Genomic DNA, 22,960 nt, shown 5'->3' on the forward strand with positions numbered 1-22,960 from the left:
AAAAATGCAGGTTGAAAATGATTTTCATTAAGAGTTTATGGAAGGCTAAGATATTGAAAATATTTAAATTTAAAGATATCCCTTGATACTTAATGTGGTCATACCAGAAATAATGAGGTGATTCGCGGTGGGCTTGTTTACCACTGCTGCTGGCATTGTTAACATGATCACACTTTTTTGACGTATCCCCCTTTTGGTGCGTCATTTTTACCTTGGTGATAGGCAGGGCATTGCAGGAACACATAGATACGCTGGTTGCGCGTTATGACGACATTACCCGTCTCAAGACGCAACGGGCGTTAGGCCTCATGAGTCGCTACGGACAGCAGGTATTTCAACTGCTGCCTGTCATGCTGCACTTCAATCACCCCCTGCTACCAGGCTATGTTTCTGGCGATGTCCCTCATGGTATCTGGAGCTTCAGCGCCACTGCCGAACAGCAAGCCTTTATCGATGACCTCTGTCGCAACGCCAACTGCCTGAATGGTCTGGCAACCCAGGATCGCGCGATTCAGGGGCTCTACTCCATGGGCAGTACCTCCTCCATCGGCCAATGCTGTCACTCCGATCTCGATATCTGGGTCTGCCACGTGGCCGGTTTGTCGCAGGAGCGGCTTGAACTGCTGGATCAGAAGTGTCAGCAACTCTCCAAGTGGGCCGAGCAGCGCGGGGTCGATCTCAACTTTTTCCTGATCCCGGAAGACAAGTTCCGCCAGACCAACGATGCCCAGATGCAGGGGGAGAGCTGCGGCAGTGCCCAGCACCTGTTGTTGCTCGACGAGTTCTATCGTAGTGCCATGCATATCGCGGGCAAACGCTTGATCTGGTATCTGGTGCCCATCGCGTGTGATGACCACTACGACGCCTATGTGAACGAACTGTTCGAGAGCGGCAAGCTCAAGCAGGACGACTGGCTCGATCTCGGCAGTTTTGACCGCATTCCGGCCGAAGAGTATTTCGGTTCCGCCTTGTGGCAGCTCTACAAGGGGATCGACTCCCCTTACAAGGCGGTGCTCAAGTCGGTGCTGATGGAGGCCTACTCCCACGAGTACCCCGATACCCGTCTGCTGTCGATGATTGGTCGCGACTGGTTCCAGCATAACGAGGGGATGCACTACCGGCTCGACAACTACTCTCTGATGCTGGACAAGGTGACCAACTACCTCAAGTCCATCGGCGATATGGCGCGGCTCGATCTGGTGCGCCGTTGCTTCTACCTCAAGGTGTGTGACGGCCTCAGCCATCCCAAGGATGATCACTCCCCCGAGTGGCGCCGTGGGCAAATGAGCCAGCTGGTCTCCTACTGGGGGTGGAGTCAGCAGAAGCTGTATCAGCTCGATCACCGCCACGAGTGGAAGATCGAAGAGGTGAAGATCGCCCACGCCGAGTTGCTGGAGGCCCTGATGCAGAGCTACCGCAATCTGATCCAGTTCGCCCGCCGCAACAACATCAGTGAGTCGATCAACCCGGAAGATATCGGCATTCTGTCGCGCAAACTCTATGCAGCCTTCGAAAGCTTGCCGGGCAAGGTACAGCGCATCAACCTCAAGATCGCGCCGGATCTTAGCGAGCCGGATCTCAGCTTGGTACAGGTGCCCCACGGTCGCCTCAACCGCGCCGGCTGGTATCTCTACAAGCATTCACTGGAGCCGGTGGACATCATTGGCCGCGCGCCGCTCGAGTTCAACGGCTACATCAGCAAGCTGGTCTCCTGGGCCTATTTCAACGATCTGCTGACCCCCCAGTCGCGGGTACACCTGTTCAATCAGGGCTCGGATCTGCACATCGACAATCTGCACCAGTTCTGCCGCGATCTCTCCGGTTGTTTCCCCGAGAAGTACCCGCTGGCCACCAACCTGGCCCTCAGCCGCCCGTGCGAGATCCGTCAGCTCTCCATCTTCCTCAATCTGGAGATGGACCCGACCAGCCACTGGGTCGGTCAGGTAATCGAATTTGATGCCAACACCGTGGATGTCTTCTCGTTTGGCCGCAATCAGGAGTGTCTGGTGGGCTCGGTAGATCTGGTCTATCGCAACTCCTGGAGCGAGATCCGAACCCTGCACTTCCAGGGGGATGAAGCTGTGGTCGATGCCCTCACCACTATCCTCGGCAAGATGCATCAGGATGCTGCCGCCCCCGAGATGATCGAGGTGTTTTGTTACAGCCAGCACTTCCGCTCATTGCTGCGCTCCCGCTTCGAAACCCTGGTGGCTGAGTGTATCGATCTGCGCCTCGCCCGCGACAAGCAGCAGTTGGTCAAGACCATGGCGCTCGGCAAGGAGAAGTACGGCATCTTCTTTGAGCGGCGCGGGGTGTCGGTCAAGAAGCTGGAAAACGCCATCGATTTTTACCGCCACATCTCCCACAACAAGCTGGATCACCTGCCGCTGCGGCTCGACAAGACCCACAGCCAGCATCTGCCGAGCATCGTCGATGCCTACGCCAGTGAAGGTTTGGTGCAGTTCTTCTTCGATACCCGGGATGCAGGGACCAACATCTACATCCTCGATGAGGCGAACCGGGTGGAGATTTACCAGCATTTTGCCGGCAACAAGGATGAGCTGGTGGCGGGGGTCAACCGCTTCTACACCTCCAGTCACGAGCGCTTCAGCGATGACGGTCAGTTCATCAACTTCAACTTGCCCCAGTATTACGAGATAGTGCAGCAGGGTGGTGAGCTGGCGGTGATCTCCTACCGCAGTCAGGGCATGTTGCGGGAGCAGGCACCGCCGACCCGGGAAGTGGGCTGACCCACCAGTTGGAATCGCCATAAAAAACGGCCTGCAGATGCAGGCCGTTTGCTTTTGAGGCAGATCAGGCGCCGAGGCGGGCCAGCAGCCAGCGGCGAATATCATCGAGCTGCGGACGGCAGATCTCGTGACGCATCGGGTACTCGTGCCACTCGGGGGTGAGCCCGGCACTTTCCAGCCGGTTCTTGGCATCCCAACCCAGCGACAGGCTCACCACATCGTCATAGATGCCGTGCATGTAGCAGATGGGCAGGGTGCGAGCCGCTTCGCTCATCTCGTCTACCAGCTTGTCCGGGGCGGCCAGATAGGTAGACATGCAGAGCAGGCCCGCCAGCTGGACGCGGTAGCGCAGCGCGGTGAAGGAGGCAATTACCCCGCCCTGAGAGAAGCCCACCAGCACGATGCGCTCGGGGGCAAACCCCTCGGTCACCAGTTGATCCAGCAATGCGGCAATCTGGTCAGCTGATTCACGGACGTGGGACTCCACGGCTCGCTCGGCGGGATCCTCGAAGCTCTTGATGTCGTACCAGCCGCGCATCTTGTAGCCCATGTTAATGGTGATCGGCCGCTCGGGGGCGTCCGGCAGCAGGTGACGCACCGGCAGCTCGGTGGGCAGGTCCAGCGCCTCTACCAGCGGGGCGAGACCGGCGCCGGAATCCCCCAGCCCGTGCAGCCAGATCACCGCATGGCGGGCATCCTGCGGGTGCAGGTCGATCATGGGAACACCACAGTTTCACCCGCCTGCGTGGTACAGGAGCGGCTCAGCAGGGCTTTCAGCTCGTGACCGAAGCGGTTGTCGATCCAGGTTTCACCCTGCAGTTCGAAGTGGAAGCCGTTTTCGCGGGTAGCGACCCAGATCTGGTGCAGCGGCTCCTGCTTGTTGATGATGACCTTGGTCTTGTTCTCGAAAGAGAGGGTCAATACGCCGCCGTTGCGTTCGCAATCGATATCGGGATACCCCTCGTCGATAATGTCTTCCACATACTGGAAAAAGGTGTCGGTCAGGGCGTGATACTGGTGATCCTTCATCGGTTTATCCTGTTGCTTTTAACAATGTGAGTGCGATTATAGAGGGCCAAAAATTTTTTCGCAGCGAACCATTATGATCACCCAGTTCACCAAGTGTCTGCTTGCCACTCTTCTGTCCCTCGGGTTGGCCGCATGCGGTCTGACGGGGCCGCTGTACATGCCGCCCCCCGAGCAGCCACAGAGCCAGAGTACACCGCAATCGGCACCGCCTGCGACCTCCGAGGCAGCCACCGAGGCCGCGCCGCACTAATGCCGCACCCATTCTAGGAAGGAACCGCCCCCTTGGATCACTTTAACTACGACGCCGACGGCCAGCTTCAGGCCGAGCAAATCTCGCTGCAGCAGCTTGCCGAGCAGTACGGTACCCCGCTTTACGTCTACTCCCGTGCGACTCTTGAGCGCCACTGGCACGCCTTCGACACGGCTGCTGGCAATATTCCCCATCTGATCTGCTATGCGGTGAAGGCCAACTCCAACCTGGCGCTGCTCAACCTGCTGGCCCGTCTGGGTTCCGGGTTTGACATCGTCTCCGGTGGCGAGCTGTCGCGGGTGCTGGCGGCGGGCGGTGATCCGGCCAAAGTGGTCTTCTCCGGGGTGGCCAAGAGCGAAGCCGAGATGCGCCTCGCGCTGGATAAAGAGATCCTCTGTTTCAATCTGGAGTCGGAAGCCGAGCTGGAGCGCCTCAATCGGGTGGCGGGCAGCATGGGCAAGAAGGCCCGTGTCTCGGTGCGGGTCAATCCGGACATCGATGCCGGTACTCACCCCTATATCTCCACCGGCCTCAAGCAGAACAAGTTCGGCATCCCCATCGAGCTGGCGCCAGCGATCTACCGCAAGGCGGCGGCGATGGCGAACATCGAGATCGTCGGGGTGGATTGCCATATCGGCTCACAGCTCACTGAGCTCAACCCCTTCATGGAAGCGGCTGACAAGCTGCTGCGGCTGATCGACGAGCTGGCGGCGGAGGGGATCCGTATTCACCATCTGGACGTGGGCGGCGGCCTAGGGGTTAACTACGGCGCCGAGCAGCCACCCCATCCCACCGAATATGCCGAAGCGCTCAAGCAGAAGCTGGCGGGTCGGGATCTGACCCTGCTGTTCGAGCCGGGCCGCGCCATCGTCGCCAATGCCGGTGTGCTGCTGACCCGGGTCGAGTACCTGAAACCGGGCGAGACCCGCAACTTTGCGCTGATCGATGCCGGCATGAACGACATGCTGCGCCCCTCGCTCTACGGCGCCTGGATGAACATCATCGAGGTGGATAGCTGTGCCGGTCATGCTCCTGCGCTCTATGACGTGGTGGGCCCGGTGTGCGAGACCGGCGACTTCCTCGGCAAGGAGCGCACCCTGGCCATTACCGAGGGTTCCCTGCTGGCGGTGCGTTCGGCCGGTGCCTACGGTTTTACCATGTCATCCAACTACAACACCCGCCCCCGTGCCGCCGAAGTATTGGTAGATGGTGCCGAGTCGCACCTGATCCGTGAGCGGGAGCAGTTGGCCGATCTCTGGCGCGGCGAGCATCTGCTGCCCTGATGACGCAGCGTTGGACAACGACTTCATAGTGGTTGATGGTGAATTTTTACAGCCCTAACAGCACAGGAATGCACGATGTGGATGGATTCTTCCGGGATGCATGGGGCTATGGACAACGACTTCATAGTGGTTGATGGTGAATTTTTACAGCCCTAACAGCACAGGAATGCACGATGTTGATAGATTTTTCCAAGATGCATGGCTTGGGCAACGACTTTATGGTGGTGGATGGCGTCACCCAGAAGGTCTTTTTCAGCAATGATGTCATCAAGAAGCTGGCAGATCGCCACTTCGGGATCGGCTTTGACCAGCTGTTGCTGGTCGAGCCCCCCTATGATCCGGAACTCGACTTCCACTATCGCATTTTCAATGCCGATGGCAGCGAGGTGGAGCAGTGCGGCAACGGCGCCCGCTGTTTTGCCCGCTTCGTGCGCCTCAAGGGGCTGATCAACCGGGATCGCATCGCCGTTAGCACCTCTCGTGGCCGCATTATGCTGCAGCTCGAAGGTGAGAATCAGGTCACGGTCAATATGGGGGTCCCCCAGTTTGAGCCGAGCAAGATCCCGTTTCGGGCTCAAAAAGCAGAAAAAACCTACCTGTTGCGGGTGCAGGAGCATACCGTGATGTGTGGCGCTGTCTCCATGGGCAACCCTCACTGCGTCATTGATGTACCGTCGGTTGCCGATGCACCGGTCGCCGTGTTGGGGGCCATCATGGAGCGCAACGAGCGTTTTCCCGAGCGGGTCAACGTCGGCTTCTCAGAGGTGGTCAACGCCAGCGAGATCAAGCTGCGGGTATTCGAGCGCGGGGTCGGTGAGACCCTGGCCTGTGGTACCGGCGCGTGCGCCGCTGTGGTGGTCGGCATCAGTCAGGGCAAGCTCAAGGAGCGCGTCACTGTCACCCTGCCGGGCGGCAAGCTGACCATCGCCTGGAAGGGGCCTGGGCAACCGGTCTATATGACCGGGCCCGCCGAGCATGTGTTTGACGGCCAGATAGAGGTGTAGGTAGAGGGGGCGAATGCCCCCTTTGCCCATGTTATCGGGGCAGTAAGCCCTGTTTTTCTAATGGATCACCCAATTTATGAGCGAGCTCAAACGGCAGGAGCAAGCGGTGGACGAAGCCGCTGTGCTGGAGTACCTGTCCCGTTACCCCGAATTTTTCCAGCGCCATGTCACCGTGCTGGACCGGATCCGTATTCCCCATGAACGTAAGGGCTCCGTCTCGCTGGTAGAGCGCCAGCTGGATCGTCAGCGCGAGCGGATTGAGCAGTTGGAGCTGGAGCTCACCGAGCTGATGGGCATTGCCAGCGAGAACGAGCGGATCTTCCGGGTTTATGCCGATCTCTATGGCGAGCTATACGGTTGCCAGACCCTGTTTGAGGTGAGTGCCGTGATGGGCAAGGCCTTTGTCCAGCGGTTGCGGTTGACCGGCCTGCGGCTCTGGCTCAATCCCAAGCTCTTTGCCCTGAGCGGTCCCGAACAGCGCTTTCTGGCGCAGGGCAAGCAGCTCGAATCCCTGCTGGGTCAGCGTCTTCCTGGGCAGGATTACTACTTTGGCCGCCTGAGCCAGAGCGAGAAGCAGGCGCTGTTTGGCCACGATGTACTGGTCAACTCGGTCGCCCTGATGCGGCTCGGCGATCTTGGGGTGCTGGCCTTCGCTAGCTCGGATCCTAGCCACTTCAGCCCGCACAACGACACCCTGCTGCTGGGCCAGTTGGGTCGCTTGCTGCAGTTGCGTCTGCCCGAGTTGACCCGTGGCTAGGGAATCGGCCAATACACCGCCAGCCTCTGAGCCGCTGCCGTCAGCACTGGCGGATGAGCTGGCGGCCTTTATCGAATACCTGAGGGTCGAGCGCCAGCTAAGCCCCCACACCCGTACCAACTATCAGGGGCATCTCGACGCCATGACCGCCGAGCTGGTGCGACTGGGTCTTTGCGACTGGGGCCAGCTCGATGCGAGTCAGGTGCGCACTCTGGTGACCCGGATGCACAAAGGGGGGTTGGCGCCCCGATCGCTGGCCACCAAGGTCTCTGCGCTGCGCAGCTTTTGCGACTGGCAGGTGCGGCAGGGGCGGCTGACTGCCAATCCGGCTCGTGGCATCGTCACCCCCAAGCAGGGGCGGCCGCTGCCGAAAAACCTCGATGTGGATGAGATGTACCAGCTGCTCAACATCACCGATGAGCAGGATCCACTGGCGGTGCGGGATCGCGCCATCATGGAGCTGATGTACTCGTCAGGGCTACGTCTCGCCGAGCTGGTGGGGGTCAATCTGGTGGATCTGAAGCTCGACGACCGTCAGCTCAAGGTGACCGGCAAAGGCTCGCGGGAGCGGGTGCTGCCCATCGGCCGGATGGCGGTCGAGTGGTTGCAGAAGTGGCTCAAGGTGCGCCCGCTGCTGGCCGGGGATGAGAGCGAAGCGCTGTTTCTCTCCAGTCGCAAGCAGCGGCTGTCGGCCCGTTCTGTGCAGGCCCGCCTCGATGGCTGGGGCAACAAGCAGGCACTGAACGCCCACGTCCATCCCCACAAGCTGCGTCACAGCTTTGCCACCCATATGCTGGAGTCCTCCGGCGATCTGCGGGCGGTGCAGGAGCTGCTGGGACACGCGGATCTTTCTACCACTCAGATCTATACCCATCTCGACTTCCAGCATCTGGCCAAGGTCTATGACAGCGCCCACCCAAGGGCCAAGCGTGACCCGGATGCGCAGGAAGATGAATAACGGGCTCTGAGCCCCCGTTGCAGAGGAGATCCCATGCACTTCTATCGCCGCTGGCAGCCGGTTGCTGCCATCTCGTTTGATCTCGATGACACCCTCTATGACAACGGCCCCGCCATCGTGCATGCCGAGCAGTGGATGCTGAGCCATCTGCGCAGCGAATACCTGGCCACCGCCATGCTCGACAAACCGCGCTGGCTGGCGCTCAAGCGTAGCGTGTTGAAAGATATGCCCGAGCTGCACCACGATGTCAGTCTGGCGCGCCAGCAGACCATCCGCGCCGCCATGGTCGCGGGGGGCATGGCTGACCAGCAGGCCAGCCGCGAGGCGGAGCAGGTATTTGCCGCGTTTCTGGCAGAGCGCTCGAAGATCGAGGTGAGTGAGTCAACCCATCAGCTGCTGGCCAACCTGGCCGAACGCTACCCGCTGGTGGTGATCACCAACGGCAATCTGGATCTGGCGCAGGCAGGGCTGGATCGCTACTTCACGCTGATCTGCAAGGCGGGCGCTGGCACCAGAATGAAACCGGCGGCGGATATGTTTGAGCAGACCCGAAGCGCCCTCAAACTGCCACCTGAGCAGATCCTCCATGTGGGGGACCATCCCGAGACCGATGTGCTGGGGGCCCGCTTGCATGGCTTTCGTGCCGCCTGGCTCAATGAGCGGCAGCAGCCGTGGCATTCATTGCAACTGCTGCCAGATGTCGAGATCAATGGGCTGGAGGAGTTGGCCGGGCTGCTGCTTTGAGGGTGGTTACGAGCTTGGCAGCTTGCTGTATTGATCTGGTGACCCATAATTATGAGCAGTTTGCTCCGGCAAACAGATTGGAATACTCATAACATGGATGGACATGACTATGCCTACGATCGACTCCTTGCTGGCGGAACCCAAGCTGCTGCCCCAGATCCCGGAAGTGATGCGCGACTTGATTCAGACTTTCAACGAAAAAGACCCTGATCTGCTTAAGGTCAGTAAATTGATTAACAAGGATCCGGTCATCTCTGCCAAGTTGTTGCGCTTGGCCAACTCGGCCAAATTTGGCAGCAGTCGTCAGGTCGCTACCGTCAATGAGGCGGCGGTGCGGCTGGGGTTGGCGATGGTGCGTAACATGGTGCTGGCTTGCGGGCTCACCGAATCAGTCAAAGCGGTGCCCGGCATCAATCTCCAGCACTTCTGGGGTTGTGTTTTCAACGTAGCGGAGCTGGCCCGTCGTCTGGCGGTCAAGAAAGGGATGAAGGGGGAGGAGGTCTTTACCTGCGCATTGCTGCACGATCTTGGTCGTCTCATCATGCATGTGGGACTGCCAGAAAATACGGTGAATCACATTCACGATCTGGAGCAGCATAAAGGGCGAGCCAAGGCGGAGGAGCTGGTGATTGGCTTCAATTATGCTCAGGTCGGGGCGGCGATGGCCAGATACTGGAAGTTTCCAGACACCATCAGCAATGCGGTGGAGTATCACTACAACCCCATGAAGGCCAAAGAGTTTTCCTCTGAGGCGGGGCTTATCCATCTGGCCATCGTGTTGGCAGCCCAGTCCGATGTGGGGGAAGAGGCTCCCCCCGAGTGGCCTCAGAGCGTGGCGGAACAACTGGGGCTGACATGGGCCGATTGTGCTGCCCAGTTCAGCGCGCTGCGGGAGCAGGGCAACGGCTATGCGGGGTTATTGGCAGCCTGAGGCGATTCATTTGATGTTACCAGGGGCCTATATGGCCCCTTTTTCATGACGGAAGAATCTGCAGGCTTGCCAGCCCGGGAGTGACGGGGCACTCTTTGCCCTTCACTTTCCGTTTGAGAGCCCTTGCCATGATTGCCTCCTCCCGCCTGATCCTGCGCGAAATGATCGCCACCGATGCCCCTTTCATTCTTGAACTGCTCAATGACGGTGACTTTTATCGCTACATCGGCGATCGGGGTATTCGCACGCTGGAGCAGGCGCAGGAGTATATCCAGCAGGGGCCGGCGGTGAGCTATGCCCGCTACGGCCATGGCCTCTATCTGGTGGAACGGAAGGAGGATGGTGCCAGCCTCGGCATTTGCGGTCTGATCAAGCGCGACACCTTGGAGCAGGTCGATATCGGTTACGCCTTCCTGCCGCAATATCGTGGTCAGGGTTATGCCATTGAAGCGGCGCAGGCTGCCCTTGCCGATGGCAAAAGCCGGTTGGGGATTGAGCAAGTAGTCGCCATCGTCACCCCGGGCAACGAACGATCCATCGGCCTGTTGGCCAAGCTGGGGCTGGTGCGCAGCCGTCTGGTCAAGTTGAGCGAAGATGCTGATGGATGCCTGCTGCTGGAGCAGTGATCGGCAAGTCAGAGAATGGGAAAACGACTAGTGAAGTGCTGCTCAGGTTGAACGAGAAGCAAGAGAGTGGGTCTGGATAAAGGGCGAGAGAGGGAGAAGCAAAGAGGCCGCCGTGAGTTGCGGCCTGTCTGCATCGGGCGCTGCCGGAGGGCAGGCAGGATCAGTTGAGGTCTTCGATGGAGAACTCGCCAGCGATACCATCACAGGAGATGGCGAAACCGCCGCTGAAGCGGGTGCTGAACTGGATCAGGAACGCATCGGAATCCTGCTCTTGCGGGGGCAGGTTGATGGGTTTGCTACGACGCAGGGGCTTGTGTGTATGTATGGCTTTCATCATGGTATTTCTCTATATAAATTAAGTGTTTGCTCCTTGTATTGGCAAATGTCAGGTTAATGGACGCGGTTGACTTGGGGATCAACAAGCGCGCAGGAATACCCAGCCCGGTCAGGGGCGTCTGCACTTTCAAGGAATGCGCCAAAGAGTATGCGGATGCATAGTTCAATGTAGTGGGCAGATCGGGTCTGCACCGTGAGAGCCGGGCAACGCAGGCAGACAGCCTGACGGTTCTCAAGGCGAGTAAATCAGAGGGAGGTTATGTGTGTACTGGCAGGATTCATCTAACGTTGAAGCATTGCGAACATAATCAGGGCTGATTAACTAGCCGGGGCGCATTCTCTCCTCGAAATGAATAAAAAGCAAACAATAATTTGGCAATACTCGCTAAAAGTCATTTTTTCTGTGTGTTAAACCACCAGCTGACAGTAACAAAGAGGGCTCCCGATGGGAGCCCTCTTTAGTATTCTGCAAGCAAGTTCCGGGGTGATTCAGTAGTCGCCACAGGCCTTCTTGGCGGCAGTGATCATAGGTGTAATGGTCATGCCCTGCACCACGATGGAGAACATCACCACCGAGTAGGTCATTACCAGGATCACCTGACGCAGGTCGACGCCATGCTCCGGGATCATCATGACGCCGGAAGGCAGCGCCAAAGCCATCGCCATGGCCAGACCGCCACGCAGGCCACCCCAGGTGAGGATCCGTACCGAGAAGGTGTTGTAGCTGCGGAATCTGCGGAAGGCCATATAAGGCAGCGACACGCTGATGAAGCGGGCTGCCAGGCAGAGCGGCACCGCGATGACCAGCAGTACCCAGTCATGCCAGGAGAGCTCCAGCAGTACCAGCGCCAGACCGATCAGCAGGAACAGCAGGGCGTTGAGGAACTGATCCATCAACTCCCAGAAGTGGTCCAGGTGATGACGGCTCTGTTCGGAGAAGCCGGAGTGGCGGGTCCAGTTGCCGATCATGATGCCGGTGACCACCATGGCCAGCGCGCCGGAGACGCCGATCATGTTGGCGAAGGCAAAACCGGCGGTCGGGATGCAGAGGGTCAGCAGCAGCTCCAGGGAACCATCGTCGGTGGCGCTGATCATCACGTGGGCGATCAGGCCCAGCACGGCGCCAAACAGAATGCCGCCGAGGGCTTCATGCAGGAACAGACCGGCCACGCTGCCGAAGGTGGGCTCGACACCGCCAAAGGCCACGGCAAACACGGTGGCGAAGATGACGAGGCCGACACCGTCGTTGAACAGGGATTCCCCTTCGATCTGGATGGCGATCTGGGGTGGTGCTTGCATCTTCTTGACGATGGCCAGCACCGCAATCGGGTCAGTGGGGGAGATGAGTGCCCCGAACAGCATGCAGTAGACCAGCGGCAGCTCCCAACCCAGCAGCTTGGCGATAAACCAGAAGCCGTAGCCAATCATGAAGGTGGAGAGCAGGGTCGCCACGATGGAGAGAATGGTGATCTCCCACTTCTGGCTACGCAGCGCCTTGAGGTTGATGCCAAGGCCACCGGCAAACAGCAGGAAGCCCAGAATCCCTTTAAGCAGGAAGTTCTGGAAGTCGATGCTCTGCATGGTTTTGACAGCAAGAGGTTCCAGATTGAACCAGCCCAGTTTACCAAACAGCACCAGCAACGCGGAGATCACCATGGAACCGGCGGTGATGGCGATGGTGGTCTGGATCTTCACAACATACTGGTTGGCAAAGGCGATAAAAATCGCCAACGCTGCCAGAAAACAGAGTGTGTAGTAGACGCTCATAGTTATTTTTTTCTCATTAGTAGACAGCAAGCACGTATCCCCATGCGGGACGGGCATAGGGTACTCTCGGGCCCTATGTTACTCATTACCTATAAATGAGTATATCTTGGTGTGTTTGGACTGATAGACGGCTAGATTTCCATTTTTTTTGTTTGCTGTTAGGATGCTTGTTACGCAGTTGCATGGATGTAGAGGAGCGAGTCGTGGCGAACAGGAAGCCGAGCATAAAATCGGACATCACAAAGAAACTGGAATTCTGTCTCAAGGAACGGATCCTGATCATCGACGGTGCCATGGGCACCATGATCCAGGGCTACAAGCTGGGGGAGGCGGATTATCGCGGTGAGCGGTTTGCCGACTGGCATACCGACATCAAGGGCAACAACGATCTGCTGGTGCTGACCCGCCCTGCGGTGATCCGCGAGATCCACGATCAGTATTGCGCCGCCGGGGCCGATATCCTCGAGACCAACACCTTCAACGCCACTCGCATCGCCATGGCCGATTACGAGATGGAGGAGTTTTCGGCCGAGATCAACCGTGAAGCCGCCCGGCTGGCCCGCGCAGTGGCAGATGAGTGGACGGCAAAAGATCCCGCCAGGCCGCGTTTCGTCGCCGGGGTGTTGGGCCCCACCAACCGCACCTGCTCCATCTCGCCGGACGTCAACGATCCCGGCAAACGCAACGTCACCTATGACCAGCTGGTAGCGGCCTACACCGAATCGACCCACGCCCTGATCGAGGGCGGCGCCGACATCATTCTGATCGAGACCATTTTCGATACCCTCAACGCCAAGGCGGCCGCCTTCGCGGTGGAAGGGGTGTTCGAGGAGCTGGGCTACAGCCTGCCGGTGATGATCTCCGGCACCATTACCGACGCCTCCGGTCGCACCCTCTCCGGCCAGACCACCGAAGCCTTTTATCATTCTCTGCGCCACGTCAAACCAGTCTCGTTTGGCCTCAACTGCGCGCTCGGTCCTGACGAGCTGCGTCAGTATGTGGAGGAGCTGTCGCGGATCAGCGAAAGCCATGTCAGCGCCCACCCCAACGCCGGTCTGCCCAACGCCTTTGGCGAGTACGACCTCGATGCCGTCGAGATGGCGGCCCATATCCGCGAGTGGGCCCAAAGCGGCTTTCTCAACATGGTGGGCGGTTGCTGCGGCACCACCCCGACCCATATTCGCGCCATGGCCGATGCCGTGGCGGGTATCAAGCCGCGCGTTCTGCCCGAGCTGCCGGTGGCCTGCCGGTTGTCGGGCTTGGAGCCGCTGATCATTACCCCCGAATCCATGTTCGTGAACGTCGGGGAGCGTACCAACGTTACCGGTTCGGCCAAGTTCAAGCGGCTGATCAAGGAGGGGCTCTACGACGAGGCGCTGGATGTTGCCAAGCAGCAGGTTGAGAGCGGCGCCCAGATCATCGACATCAACATGGATGAGGGGATGCTGGACGCCGAAGCAGCCATGGTGCGCTTCTTGAACCTCATCGCCGGTGAGCCGGATATCGCCCGGGTGCCGGTGATGATCGACTCCTCCAAATGGGAGGTGCTGGAAGCGGGCCTCAAGTGCGTGCAGGGCAAGCCGGTGGTCAACTCCATCTCCATGAAGGAGGGGGAGGAGAAGTTCATCCAGCAGGCCAAACTGCTGCGCCGCTATGGCGCTGCCGTGATCGTGATGGCGTTTGATGAGGTAGGGCAGGCGGATACCCGCGCCCGCAAGTTCGAGATCTGCCAGCGCGCCTACCGCATTCTGGTGGATCAGGTCGGTTTCCCGCCGGAAGATATCATCTTCGATCCCAACATCTTCGCGGTCGCCACTGGCATCGATGAGCACAACAACTACGCGGTGGATTTCATCGAGGCGGTGAAGGACATCAAGACCCATCTGCCTCACGCCATGATCTCCGGCGGCGTCTCCAACGTCTCCTTCTCGTTTCGTGGCAACGAGCCAGTGCGCGAAGCGATCCACGCGGTGTTCCTCTATCACGCCATCCAGAACGGCATGGACATGGGGATCGTCAACGCCGGTCAGCTCGCCATCTATGAAGACATTCCGAAGGATCTGAAGGCGAAGGTCGAGGCGGTGGTACTCAACCTGAGTGACAGCGCCACCGAGGATCTGCTGGCCATCGCCGAGACCTATCGTGGTGCTGGCGCTCAGGCGGAGGATCCGCGGGATCAGGAGTGGCGCAGCTGGCCGGTGGGCAAACGGCTGGAGCATGCGCTGGTCAAGGGGATCACTGACTTCATCGAAGAGGATACCGAACAGGCGCGGGCCGAGGCTGACAAGCCACTGCACGTCATCGAAGGGCCGCTGATGGATGGCATGAACGTGGTCGGTGATCTGTTTGGCGCGGGCAAGATGTTCCTGCCGCAGGTGGTCAAATCGGCGCGGGTAATGAAGCGGGCAGTCGCTTATCTGCAGCCCTATATCGAAGCTGAAAAACAGGGCAGTTACAGCAACGGCAAGATAGTGCTCGCCACCGTCAAAGGGGATGTGCACGACATCGGCAAGAACATCGTCGGGGTGGTGCTGCAGTGCAACAACTACGAAATCGTCGATTTGGGCGTCATGGTCTCCTGCGAGACCATCCTCAAGACGGCGCGGGAAGTGGGGGCGGATATCATAGGTCTGTCGGGCCTGATCACCCCGTCGCTGGATGAGATGGTGCACGTGGCCAAGGAGATGGAGCGTCAGGGCTTCAAGCTGCCGCTGTTGATCGGCGGTGCTACCACCTCCAAGGCCCACACAGCGGTCAAGATCGAGCAAAACTACAGCGAACCCGTGGTCTATGTCTCCAACGCCTCTCGTGCGGTGGGGGTGGCCCAAAGCCTGCTCAACCCCGAGCTCAAGCCCGCCTTTGTCGCCCGTATCGACAAGGAGTACGAGATTGCCCGCGAGCAACATGCCCGCAAGCAACCCAGAGCCAGGCCAGTCAGCCTGGCTCATGCCCGTGCCAACCGGCAGCAGCTGGACTGGGTCGGTTACCAGCCGCCCAAGCCTCGCGAGCCTGGGGTGCAAAAGTTCGAGAACGTGCCCATTTCGGTGCTGCGCCCCTACATCGACTGGACCCCGTTCTTCCTGAGCTGGGAGCTGGCGGGCAAGTATCCGCGCATCCTCGAGGACGAGATTATCGGCGAGGAGGCAACCAAGCTGTTTGCCGATGCCAACGCCATGCTCGACCAGCTGGAGCAGGATGGGAGCGTGCGCTGCGCCGGTATTATCGGTCTGTTCCCGGCCAACACAGTGGGGGACAGCATAGAGGTCTACAGCGACGAGTCGCGCAGTGAAGTGAAGAAAGTGCTGCACCACCTGCGCCAGCAGAGCGAGAAGCAGGGCTTCCCCAACTACTGTCTGGCGGACTATGTGGCGCCGAAAGAGAGCGGCAAGCCGGACTGGATCGGTGCCTTCGCGGTGACCGGCGGTATCGGTGAAGAGGCCATCGCCAATGCCTACAAGGCGGATCACGATGACTACAACGCCATCCTGATCCAGGCGGTGTGTGATCGCTTGGCAGAGGCCTTTGCCGAGTACCTGCACCAGCAGGTGCGCAAAGTGCATTGGGGTTATGTCCCCGATGAAGCGCTCTCTAACGAAGAGCTGATCCGCGAGAACTATCAGGGCATTCGTCCGGCCCCCGGTTATCCGGCCTGCCCGGAGCACACCGAGAAGGGCAGCATCTGGGAGTTGCTGGAGGTGGAGCAGGCCATTGGCATGACACTCACCGAGTCCTACGCCATGTGGCCGGGGGCGGCGGTGTCGGGCTGGTACTTCTCTCATCCCGAGAGCAAATACTTCGCGGTGGCGCAGATCCAGCAGGATCAGGTTGAGGATTACGCTGCCCGCAAGGGGATGACACTCGCAGAAGCAGAACGCTGGTTGGGGCCTAATCTGAGCTGAATCGCGATTCTCGACGTGTCACAGGTTGATCTTTGACAACAAACGGCGGCATCCTTGCACTGGTTTGATGAGCCGCATGGAGCCGCCGTTTGCCGTGTTGGTAACTCTCATTTGGCAGCGCGCTGTTTCGTGTGGTTTGTCTTGTTGTCAGGAGAAACAATTGGCGTTGTCTTGGCGCTGTGGCACCTTATACTCTCCCGCCCCAACCTGCCCAGGCGTTGCCTTCTAGCGGAATTTTCATGAAGATTGCCATTTTATCCCGTGAGCCGAAAAACTATTCCACCCGCCGTCTGGTCGAGGTGGCGCAGGCGCGTGGCCATCAGGTCGAGGTGCTCGACACCCTGCGCTGCTATATGAATATTGCTTCCCACAACCCTTCGATCCATTACGAGGGCGGGGAGCTGGAAAGTTATGATGCGGTGATCCCCCGTATCGGGGCCAGCATCACTTTTTATGGCACCGCCGTACTGCGCCAGTTCGAGATGATGAACACCATGGCCCTCAACAGCTCGGTGGCCATCAGTCGCTCCCGCGACAAGCTGCGTGCCATGCAGCTGCTCTCCCGCCATGGTATCGGCCTGCCCATCACCGGCTATGCCCACAGCACCCACGATGTGCCCGACCTCATCACCATGGTGGGCGGGGCGCCGCTGGTGGTGAAGCTGCTGGAGGGAACCCAGGGGATCGGTGTGGTGCTCTGCGAGACCCAGAAGGCCGCCGAGAGCGTGATCGAGGCCTTTATCCAGACCAATAACAACATTCTGGTGCAGGAGTATATTCGCGAGGCCAATGGCGCCGACATCCGCTGTCTGGTGGTCAACGGCAAGGTGGTTGCTGCCATGCGCCGTCAGGCCCAGCCGGGGGAGTTTCGCTCCAACCTGCACCGTGGCGGCACCGCCGAGGCGATCAAGATCACCCCGGAAGAGCGCGCCACCGCCGTGCAGGCCGCCAAGATCATGGGGCTGGATGTGGCAGGGGTGGATATTCTGCGCAGTGCCCGCGGCCCGTTGGTACTGGAGGTGAACTCCTCCCCCGGCCTGCAAGGGGTGGAAGCTGCCTCCGGCAAGGATGTGGCTGGCAAGATCATCGAGTTCCTCGAACTCAAGGCGAGCCGCAAGAACAAACCGGCGGAGTGAGCCTCGGGCTTGCATCCGTCAGATAAAAACAGGGCGCCCTCGGGCGCCTTGTTGCTATCTGGCTGGTTGGCTCGCGGTAACACAGCGCCCTCACCCTAACCCTCTCCCAAAGGGAGAGGGAACTGTTCGGCGGTGATCATCGCCAGCCGGGCGCTGAAAATTCCGTCCTCCAGCCGTGTCTCTATCTGCCAGCCCAGCTTCTCGCAGATGCGCTGGATGATGGTAAGGCCGCAGCCGTAGCCGAGGATCTGATCCGGCGCCGCCGCCGTCGGGTTGCTGATGGTGAGCACCGGGCCACACAGCTCGATCTCGATATGTCCGTCGGCATAGCTCAAGGCATTTTTCAGCAGGTTGCCGAGCGCGATGGCGAGCAGCGAGAGGGGGGCGTTTACTTCGCTGCTCTCGTCCAGGGTGAGACGGATATCGAGCGCCTCCCGCTGCAGCAGCGGGGCGAGGCGGGCCAGCTCCTGACGGATCAGCGGGGTGACCTGTTGCAGCGGTCGCTCCACCGCCTCCTTGCGGCCCAGCAGCAGGAAGGTCTCGGTGAGCAGCGCCATCTCGTCGGCGGCGACACGGATGCGGTTGGTGGCGCGGGCGGCTGGCGCGGGCAGATCCGTCACCTTGCCGAGCAGGGCGGCCGAGCCCTGGATCACCATGTTGGGGGTGCGCAGCTCGTGGCTGGCGAAGCGGCTGAACTCCTGTTCGCGGGCGAACACCGCGCTCACCTCCTGCTTGCCGGCCAGCAGCGCCAGCTCGATATCCCGCAGCTCCTGCCAGGGGGCGTCGGGCTCGAAGTCCGCCTGATCCGGGGTGAGGTGGGCGACCCTGTGTTGCAGCCGTTGCAGCGGCCCGGTGATATGGCGCACCAGCCAGATGCCGAAGCCCAGCGAACTGAGCAGCAGCGCCAGCCCGATCAGCCGGGTCGCCAGATGCAGCTTGTCTTCATAAGGGTCGAGGTAGTCATCGGCGTCATCGTTGAACACCAGATAGAGCAGTCCCTCGCCGGAAGGGTGACGGGCCACCAGAAAGTGTTTGTCCTCCTTGCCCAGCTGATGCTCGAAAAAGCCCGGGATCTGGTACGGTTTCAGCCACTTCGGCAGGCGACCCGCCTCGGTCCAGTAGCTGGAGAACTGTCTGGGGCTCGGGGCCGCCGCCGCCGGGCCGAGCCGCAGCCAGTCATCGCTGTAGCGGGTCACTTCCGCCTCCAGCCAGTGGCGCAGGCTCAGCTCCTCCATCTTGTCTTCGGCCACCAGCATCAGGCCGGAGAGCAGGATCAGCAGCACCACCCCGGCGCCGCCGAGCGCCATGATCAGGCGGCGACGCAGGCTCGGCAGACTCATGCGCTCACCAGTCGGTAGCCCTGACCGTGCAGGGTCTCGAGCATGGGAGTGGGGAAGGGCTTGTCCAGCGCGTTGCGCAGGGCGTAGATGTGGCTGCGCAGGGCATCGGAGTCGGGCTCCTCATCCCCCCAGACGGTGTCGAGTACCTCCTGACGGCTGACGATGGCGGGAGCGCGGCGGGCCAGCAGCGCGAGGATCTGGAACGGGATCTTGCCGAGCTTGAGGGGCTCACCGGCGCGGGTGGCGCGACCGCTGGCGACATCGACCGTCAGATCGCCAACGCTGATGGCCCCCACATCGCCGCGCGGGCCGCGCAGACTGAGGGCTTGCAGCCGCACCTCCAGCTCCTCCATAGCGAACGGCTTGACCAGATAGTCATCCCCTCCCGCCTTGAAGCCTGCCAGCTTGTCTTCCAGGCTGTCGCGGGCGGTGAGAAACAGTACTGGGGTCGGGATCCCCTGCTCCCGCAGGCGGGCCACAGTGCTGAGGCCATCGAGGCGCGGCATCATGACGTCCATGATGATGACGTCGAAACGCTGTTCCTCCAGCAGTTGCAGCGCCGCCTGACCGTGATAGGCACAATCGAGGCGGTGACCGGCCAGCTCCAGATAATCCATGATGGTTTCCGCCACCTGAGGATTGTCTTCCACTACCAAAATCTTCATGCTTTGCTCTCCTGGTTGGCGAGCGCTTCACGCTCTTTTCACACCGGATACGGCATCCTGTTTGCCAGTGTAACCCCGAGGATCCCTGATGAAGAAGTCTCTCTGCGCTCTCCTGTTGCTGATTTTGTTGCCACTTGGCACCGCACAGGCGACCGAATTCAAGCTGACCGGCCGCACCACCTGGCAGCTTGGCCAGCTGATGGTCAACGGCATGCCGTTCGTGATCGACGACCAGACCCGCTTCAAGGATTGGCTCAACGAGGATGATCTCGGTGGCACCTGGGTCGAGATGAAGGGGGTGGTGGAAAATGGCGTGCGCTATGTGCGCAAGGTCGAGGCGCTCGACGAAGATGACAAGGGCGAGATGGATCTGGAAGGGCCGGTCGAACGTGGGCGGATCTGGGGCTACACCACCTCGGACAATAGTCTGGCCCCGTTTGAAGGGCGCTGGCTCGAGCTGGAGTGCAAGTTTGACGGCATGCGCCTGAGCCGCTGCCGCGAGGATGACTGATCCGATCTGCCCTGACGAATTCGCAATGACACCGAATGAAGCCCATGCTTGTCCAGCATGGGCTTTTTTGTTCAGGGACGAACCAGGATGGAACAAGCGAGAAAATGGTGTGCATGGATGCTGGGAGTGCCGCTCTGGGCGGCGCAGGCGGGAGCCGACGAATTGTGGCTGGTGGAGCTGGAGCACAGCGATGGCATCCGCCTGCAATTTCAGGGGGCCGAGGTGGAGCAGGGCAGTGCTGCCGTCTGGCGGCAGGGAGTGGTTTGGGATCAGCCGCTTAAACCGGGCGACCGCCTCGCCCTGCTGGTGGCCGACGGGGTTGCTACTAGGATCGAGCTGCTGGCTGCCAGATCGCCACTGGCCAATCAGCCCTGGCAGCGGGCGCAAGATCGCCTGCAATCCTTCGATGATCGGCAACTCACGCTGGCAACCTTGGGCACAGTGCCACTCAATGCTGAGGTGCGCTGGGTTAACGGTTCGGCCGCCGATCTGCATGTCGGGAGCGAGCTGGTGTTGATCCGTTCTGCGGATGGAATATTGCAGGGAATTGAAGTTATCAATCCGGAAGAGTAATTCAGTATCTCCTTATTTAATAAAGGCTCACCATGTTATTGCAGGCATTAAATAATTTCTGCAATAACATTTATAATCTATTCATCAGTAAAGTCATCACTCTAATTATTTTCCTCGCTCACCATTATTTTGTTTGTCATTGATGAGTTTTGGTGTTTTATTTTATTTTGTGTCAGGTTTTTTCGGAGTTCATCCCTGTCAAATGAAAAAGGATATTTCTACACAATAACAATTATCGTATGTCTGAAAGAGGGATAAATGATGAATAGAATAATTACCGCTAATCTGGCGTTTTTGGCATCTTCATTGATGCTCGCTCAGGTGCAGGCGGCTGAACCCGTCTACCCTGATCAGGTCAAGTGGGCCGGTCTGGGGACGGGGGTATGTGCCAGTGGTTACCGCCCCCTGACCCGCGATGAAGCCATGAGTATCAAGGGTAATCTGGTCAGCCGCATGGGGCAGTGGCAGATCACCGGGTTGGCCAATCGCTGGGTGATCATGGGGCCGGGATATAATGGCGAGATCAAGCAGGGCACCGCCGGAGAAACCTGGTGCTACCCCAATTCACCGGTTGCCGGAGAAATACCAACACTCTCTGACTGGAATATTCCGGCGGGGGATGAAGTCGATGTGCAATGGCGGCTGGTTCATGATAATGATTATTTCATCAAGCCGGTCAGTTATCTCGCTAATTATTTGGGCTACGCCTGGGTGGGGGGGAATCATAGTTCCTATGTTGGGGAAGATATGGATGTCACCCGGCTCGGTGATGGTTGGCTGATAAAAGGAAATAATGACGGCGGCTGTTCGGGATATCGTTGTGGGGAAAAGAGCTCCATCAAGGTAAGCAACTTCTCATATACCCTGGAGTCCGACAGCTTTAGCCACGGCCAGGTGACAGAGAGTGACAAGCAGCTGATCAAGACCATTAACGCTAATGCGACCAACTACACCGACCTGCCCCAGCAGGTGGTGGTGACCCTGAAGTACGACAAGGCCACCAACTGGTCGAAGACCGACACCTACAGCCTGAGCGAGAAGGTGACTACCAAGAACAAGTTTCAGTGGCCGCTGGTGGGTGAAACCGAACTCGCCATCGAGATCGCTGCGAGCCAGAGCTGGGCCTCCCAGAAAGGGGGATCAACCACCGAGACCGTCTCGGTTGAAGCGCGCCCCACTGTGCCGCCTCACTCCAGCCTGCCGGTACGGGTTGCGCTCTACAAGTCCAACATCTCCTACCCCTACGAGTTCAAGGCCGAGGTTAATTATGACCTGACCATGAAGGGCTTCCTGCGCTGGGGCGGCAATGCCTGGTATACCCATCCGGAGAATCGCCCCACCTGGGAGCACACCTTTGCAGTAGGGCCCTTCCGCGACAAGGCGAGCAGCATCCGCTACCAGTGGGACAAGCGTTATATCCCGGGTGAAGTGAAGTGGTGGGACTGGAACTGGGCCATCAGCCAATACGGCCTGTCGACCATGCAAAACAACCTGGGACGAGTGCTGCGTCCGACCCGCTCCAGCGTTACCGGCGACTTCTACGCCGAGAGCCAGTTTGCTGGCGATATCGAAATCGGTCAGCCACAGACCCGCTCCGCGAAGGCTTTGCTGAGTAGCGATTCTGCCGACGAGGTGGCGCTCACCGGTGTGGAGCTGGACAAAGAGACCCTTGCCAATGAAGGCTTTGGCGACGTCAGTCTGACCATAGCTCCGGTGCGATAGTCTCCTTCGCAGGCCCCTTTCATGGGGGCCTGTTTCTGTTCTGCGCAAGAGGTTGCTCTTGCCCTGTACCCCCCGATTTCTTCTCTCTTTGTCCTCTTATCCCTGAATGATCACAGCGTGAACCTATGGCTTGCCAAGGTGCCGCTAACGCAGGTTTGACCTCTACCCGAGGTAGTCCCGTGAGCGAGGCATTGTTCACTCATCTGTTGAAAATGGTTCACTCATTCGTTGAAAGAGGGGTGTTGGCCAGATTGTTAACGGCTTGTGCTTTACATTTTCCCCCTTATACTGGCGCCATCTTGTCGGAGTGCTGACCGTCGAACGACGCAAAGCTGAGACCGTTAATTCGGGATCCGTGGAACCTGATCAGGTTAAAACCTGCGAAGGGAAACAAGGGTAACTTGCGGGTTACCGCGCCGGGGGCGTCACGCTACAGAGAGCAGAGCCCCCGCTCATCGAAGGGATCACCCGAGATGGGTCAGGGCGCACAGGAGGGAGTCTGTCCCATCCGGTTGTCCAGCACGTGGGGCGCCTTGCCCACCGCGCGCAGAGAGCGGGAAGTGGCAGCACAGCAGAGCGGAGTTCCATCCCGCGCGCACTCCCTCCTGAGATAAACACCCTGCCGCAAGTTCATCTTCTCCTCGAACTCCAGACAAGCAAACACCCATAACTTCAACCA

21 protein-coding genes and 1 riboswitch are annotated in these 22,960 nt (G+C 59.4%); of the genes, 14 read left to right on the top strand and 7 right to left on the bottom strand.

The genetic code is table 11. The features are described from left to right. Positions 1-230 precede the first annotated feature (230 nt). Entirely contained in the window at positions 231-2,750 is a 2,520-nt protein-coding gene (locus BN1135_RS20835; protein WP_042024570.1) for a class I adenylate cyclase, read from the top strand. 64 nt (positions 2,751-2,814) lie between these two features. Here BN1135_RS20835 and BN1135_RS20840 read toward each other — a convergent pair whose 3' ends face one another. Both BN1135_RS20840 and cyaY read right to left on the bottom strand, forming a co-directional pair. Then, positions 2,815-3,468, bottom strand: a complete 654-nt coding sequence (locus tag BN1135_RS20840) for an alpha/beta hydrolase (protein ID WP_042024572.1) — start codon at positions 3,466-3,468, stop codon at positions 2,815-2,817. Beyond that, a complete protein-coding gene (gene cyaY / locus BN1135_RS20845; protein WP_042024573.1) occupies positions 3,465-3,779 on the bottom strand; it encodes an iron donor protein CyaY in 315 nt (104 codons plus the stop codon). Before cyaY ends, BN1135_RS20840 begins: the two co-directional genes overlap by 4 nt. A 73-nt stretch (positions 3,780-3,852) precedes the next feature. Between cyaY and lptM the strand changes: the two genes are divergently transcribed. From lptM to BN1135_RS20880, 8 genes are all read left to right on the top strand, one after another. Further along, the gene (gene lptM, locus BN1135_RS22300; RefSeq protein WP_139245159.1) at positions 3,853-4,029 is read left to right on the top strand and encodes an LPS translocon maturation chaperone LptM; all 177 of its coding nucleotides are present in this window, start codon (positions 3,853-3,855) and stop codon (positions 4,027-4,029) included. A 32-nt stretch (positions 4,030-4,061) separates the two neighbouring features. Further along, the gene (gene lysA / locus BN1135_RS20850; protein WP_042024574.1) at positions 4,062-5,312 is read left to right on the top strand and encodes a diaminopimelate decarboxylase; all 1,251 of its coding nucleotides are present in this window, start codon (positions 4,062-4,064) and stop codon (positions 5,310-5,312) included. A 173-nt stretch (positions 5,313-5,485) separates the two neighbouring features. Next, the gene (dapF, locus tag BN1135_RS20855) at positions 5,486-6,316 is read left to right on the top strand and encodes a diaminopimelate epimerase (RefSeq protein ID WP_042024577.1); all 831 of its coding nucleotides are present in this window, start codon (positions 5,486-5,488) and stop codon (positions 6,314-6,316) included. Between the two features lie 76 nt (positions 6,317-6,392). Beyond that, the gene (locus tag BN1135_RS20860) at positions 6,393-7,073 is read left to right on the top strand and encodes a DUF484 family protein (RefSeq protein ID WP_042024580.1); all 681 of its coding nucleotides are present in this window, start codon (positions 6,393-6,395) and stop codon (positions 7,071-7,073) included. Further along, entirely contained in the window at positions 7,066-8,031 is a 966-nt protein-coding gene (gene xerC, locus BN1135_RS20865; RefSeq protein ID WP_042024582.1) for a tyrosine recombinase XerC, read from the top strand. The genes BN1135_RS20860 and xerC overlap by 8 nt, the downstream gene beginning before the upstream one ends. A gap of 33 nt (positions 8,032-8,064) precedes the next feature. Further along, complete coding sequence (locus BN1135_RS20870; protein WP_042024584.1) at positions 8,065-8,775, top strand: HAD-IA family hydrolase; 711 nt, start codon at positions 8,065-8,067, stop codon at positions 8,773-8,775. A gap of 109 nt (positions 8,776-8,884) precedes the next feature. Beyond that, the gene (locus BN1135_RS20875; protein WP_042024587.1) at positions 8,885-9,706 is read left to right on the top strand and encodes an HDOD domain-containing protein; all 822 of its coding nucleotides are present in this window, start codon (positions 8,885-8,887) and stop codon (positions 9,704-9,706) included. A 128-nt stretch (positions 9,707-9,834) separates the two neighbouring features. Beyond that, complete coding sequence (locus BN1135_RS20880) at positions 9,835-10,332, top strand: GNAT family N-acetyltransferase (protein ID WP_042024588.1); 498 nt, start codon at positions 9,835-9,837, stop codon at positions 10,330-10,332. 160 nt (positions 10,333-10,492) lie between these two features. Here BN1135_RS20880 and BN1135_RS22305 read toward each other — a convergent pair whose 3' ends face one another. Together BN1135_RS22305 and BN1135_RS20885 are read right to left on the bottom strand one after the other, a co-directional pair. Then, positions 10,493-10,669: a hypothetical protein gene (locus BN1135_RS22305; RefSeq protein WP_098980954.1), complete on the bottom strand. Its 177-nt coding sequence runs from the start codon at positions 10,667-10,669 to the stop codon at positions 10,493-10,495. 488 nt (positions 10,670-11,157) lie between these two features. Then, positions 11,158-12,435: a cation:proton antiporter gene (locus BN1135_RS20885; protein ID WP_042024589.1), complete on the bottom strand. Its 1,278-nt coding sequence runs from the start codon at positions 12,433-12,435 to the stop codon at positions 11,158-11,160. Positions 12,436-12,617: 182 nt separating this feature from the next. On the opposite strand from BN1135_RS20885, the gene metH reads away from it, so the two are divergent. Next, positions 12,618-16,334, top strand: coding sequence for a methionine synthase (gene metH, locus BN1135_RS20890; RefSeq protein ID WP_042024590.1), 3,717 nt, complete (start codon positions 12,618-12,620; stop codon positions 16,332-16,334). 239 nt (positions 16,335-16,573) lie between these two features. Then, on the top strand, positions 16,574-17,470 hold the full coding sequence (rimK, locus tag BN1135_RS20895) for a 30S ribosomal protein S6--L-glutamate ligase (protein ID WP_042024591.1): 897 nt from the start codon (positions 16,574-16,576) through the stop codon (positions 17,468-17,470). 95 nt (positions 17,471-17,565) lie between these two features. Here rimK and BN1135_RS20900 read toward each other — a convergent pair whose 3' ends face one another. Both BN1135_RS20900 and BN1135_RS20905 read right to left on the bottom strand, forming a co-directional pair. After that, complete coding sequence (locus tag BN1135_RS20900; RefSeq protein ID WP_042024592.1) at positions 17,566-18,810, bottom strand: sensor histidine kinase; 1,245 nt, start codon at positions 18,808-18,810, stop codon at positions 17,566-17,568. After that, positions 18,807-19,475: a response regulator transcription factor gene (locus tag BN1135_RS20905; protein ID WP_042024594.1), complete on the bottom strand. Its 669-nt coding sequence runs from the start codon at positions 19,473-19,475 to the stop codon at positions 18,807-18,809. Before BN1135_RS20905 ends, BN1135_RS20900 begins: the two co-directional genes overlap by 4 nt. 88 nt (positions 19,476-19,563) lie before the next feature. Between BN1135_RS20905 and BN1135_RS20910 the strand changes: the two genes are divergently transcribed. The 3 genes from BN1135_RS20910 to aerA all read left to right on the top strand — a co-directional run bounded on the left by BN1135_RS20910 (position 19,564) and on the right by aerA (position 22,281). Continuing rightward, the gene (locus BN1135_RS20910; RefSeq protein WP_042024596.1) at positions 19,564-19,986 is read left to right on the top strand and encodes a hypothetical protein; all 423 of its coding nucleotides are present in this window, start codon (positions 19,564-19,566) and stop codon (positions 19,984-19,986) included. Between the two features lie 87 nt (positions 19,987-20,073). Next, on the top strand, positions 20,074-20,559 hold the full coding sequence (locus BN1135_RS20915; protein WP_042024598.1) for a hypothetical protein: 486 nt from the start codon (positions 20,074-20,076) through the stop codon (positions 20,557-20,559). 261 nt (positions 20,560-20,820) lie between these two features. Then, positions 20,821-22,281: an aerolysin AerA gene (gene aerA, locus BN1135_RS20920; protein ID WP_175479106.1), complete on the top strand. Its 1,461-nt coding sequence runs from the start codon at positions 20,821-20,823 to the stop codon at positions 22,279-22,281. A 293-nt stretch (positions 22,282-22,574) separates the two neighbouring features. Next, a riboswitch (TPP riboswitch) is annotated at positions 22,575-22,688 on the top strand. Between the two features lie 71 nt (positions 22,689-22,759). On the opposite strand, the gene BN1135_RS22310 is transcribed toward aerA, so the two are convergent. Next, positions 22,760-22,915 carry a hypothetical protein gene (locus tag BN1135_RS22310; protein WP_189987104.1) on the bottom strand — a complete coding sequence of 52 codons (156 nt, stop codon included), beginning with the start codon at positions 22,913-22,915 and terminating at the stop codon, positions 22,760-22,762. Between the last annotated feature and the right edge of the window lie 45 nt (positions 22,916-22,960).

The organism is Aeromonas sobria (assembly GCF_000820145.1).
Lineage (GTDB): Bacteria > Pseudomonadota > Gammaproteobacteria > Enterobacterales > Aeromonadaceae > Aeromonas > Aeromonas sobria.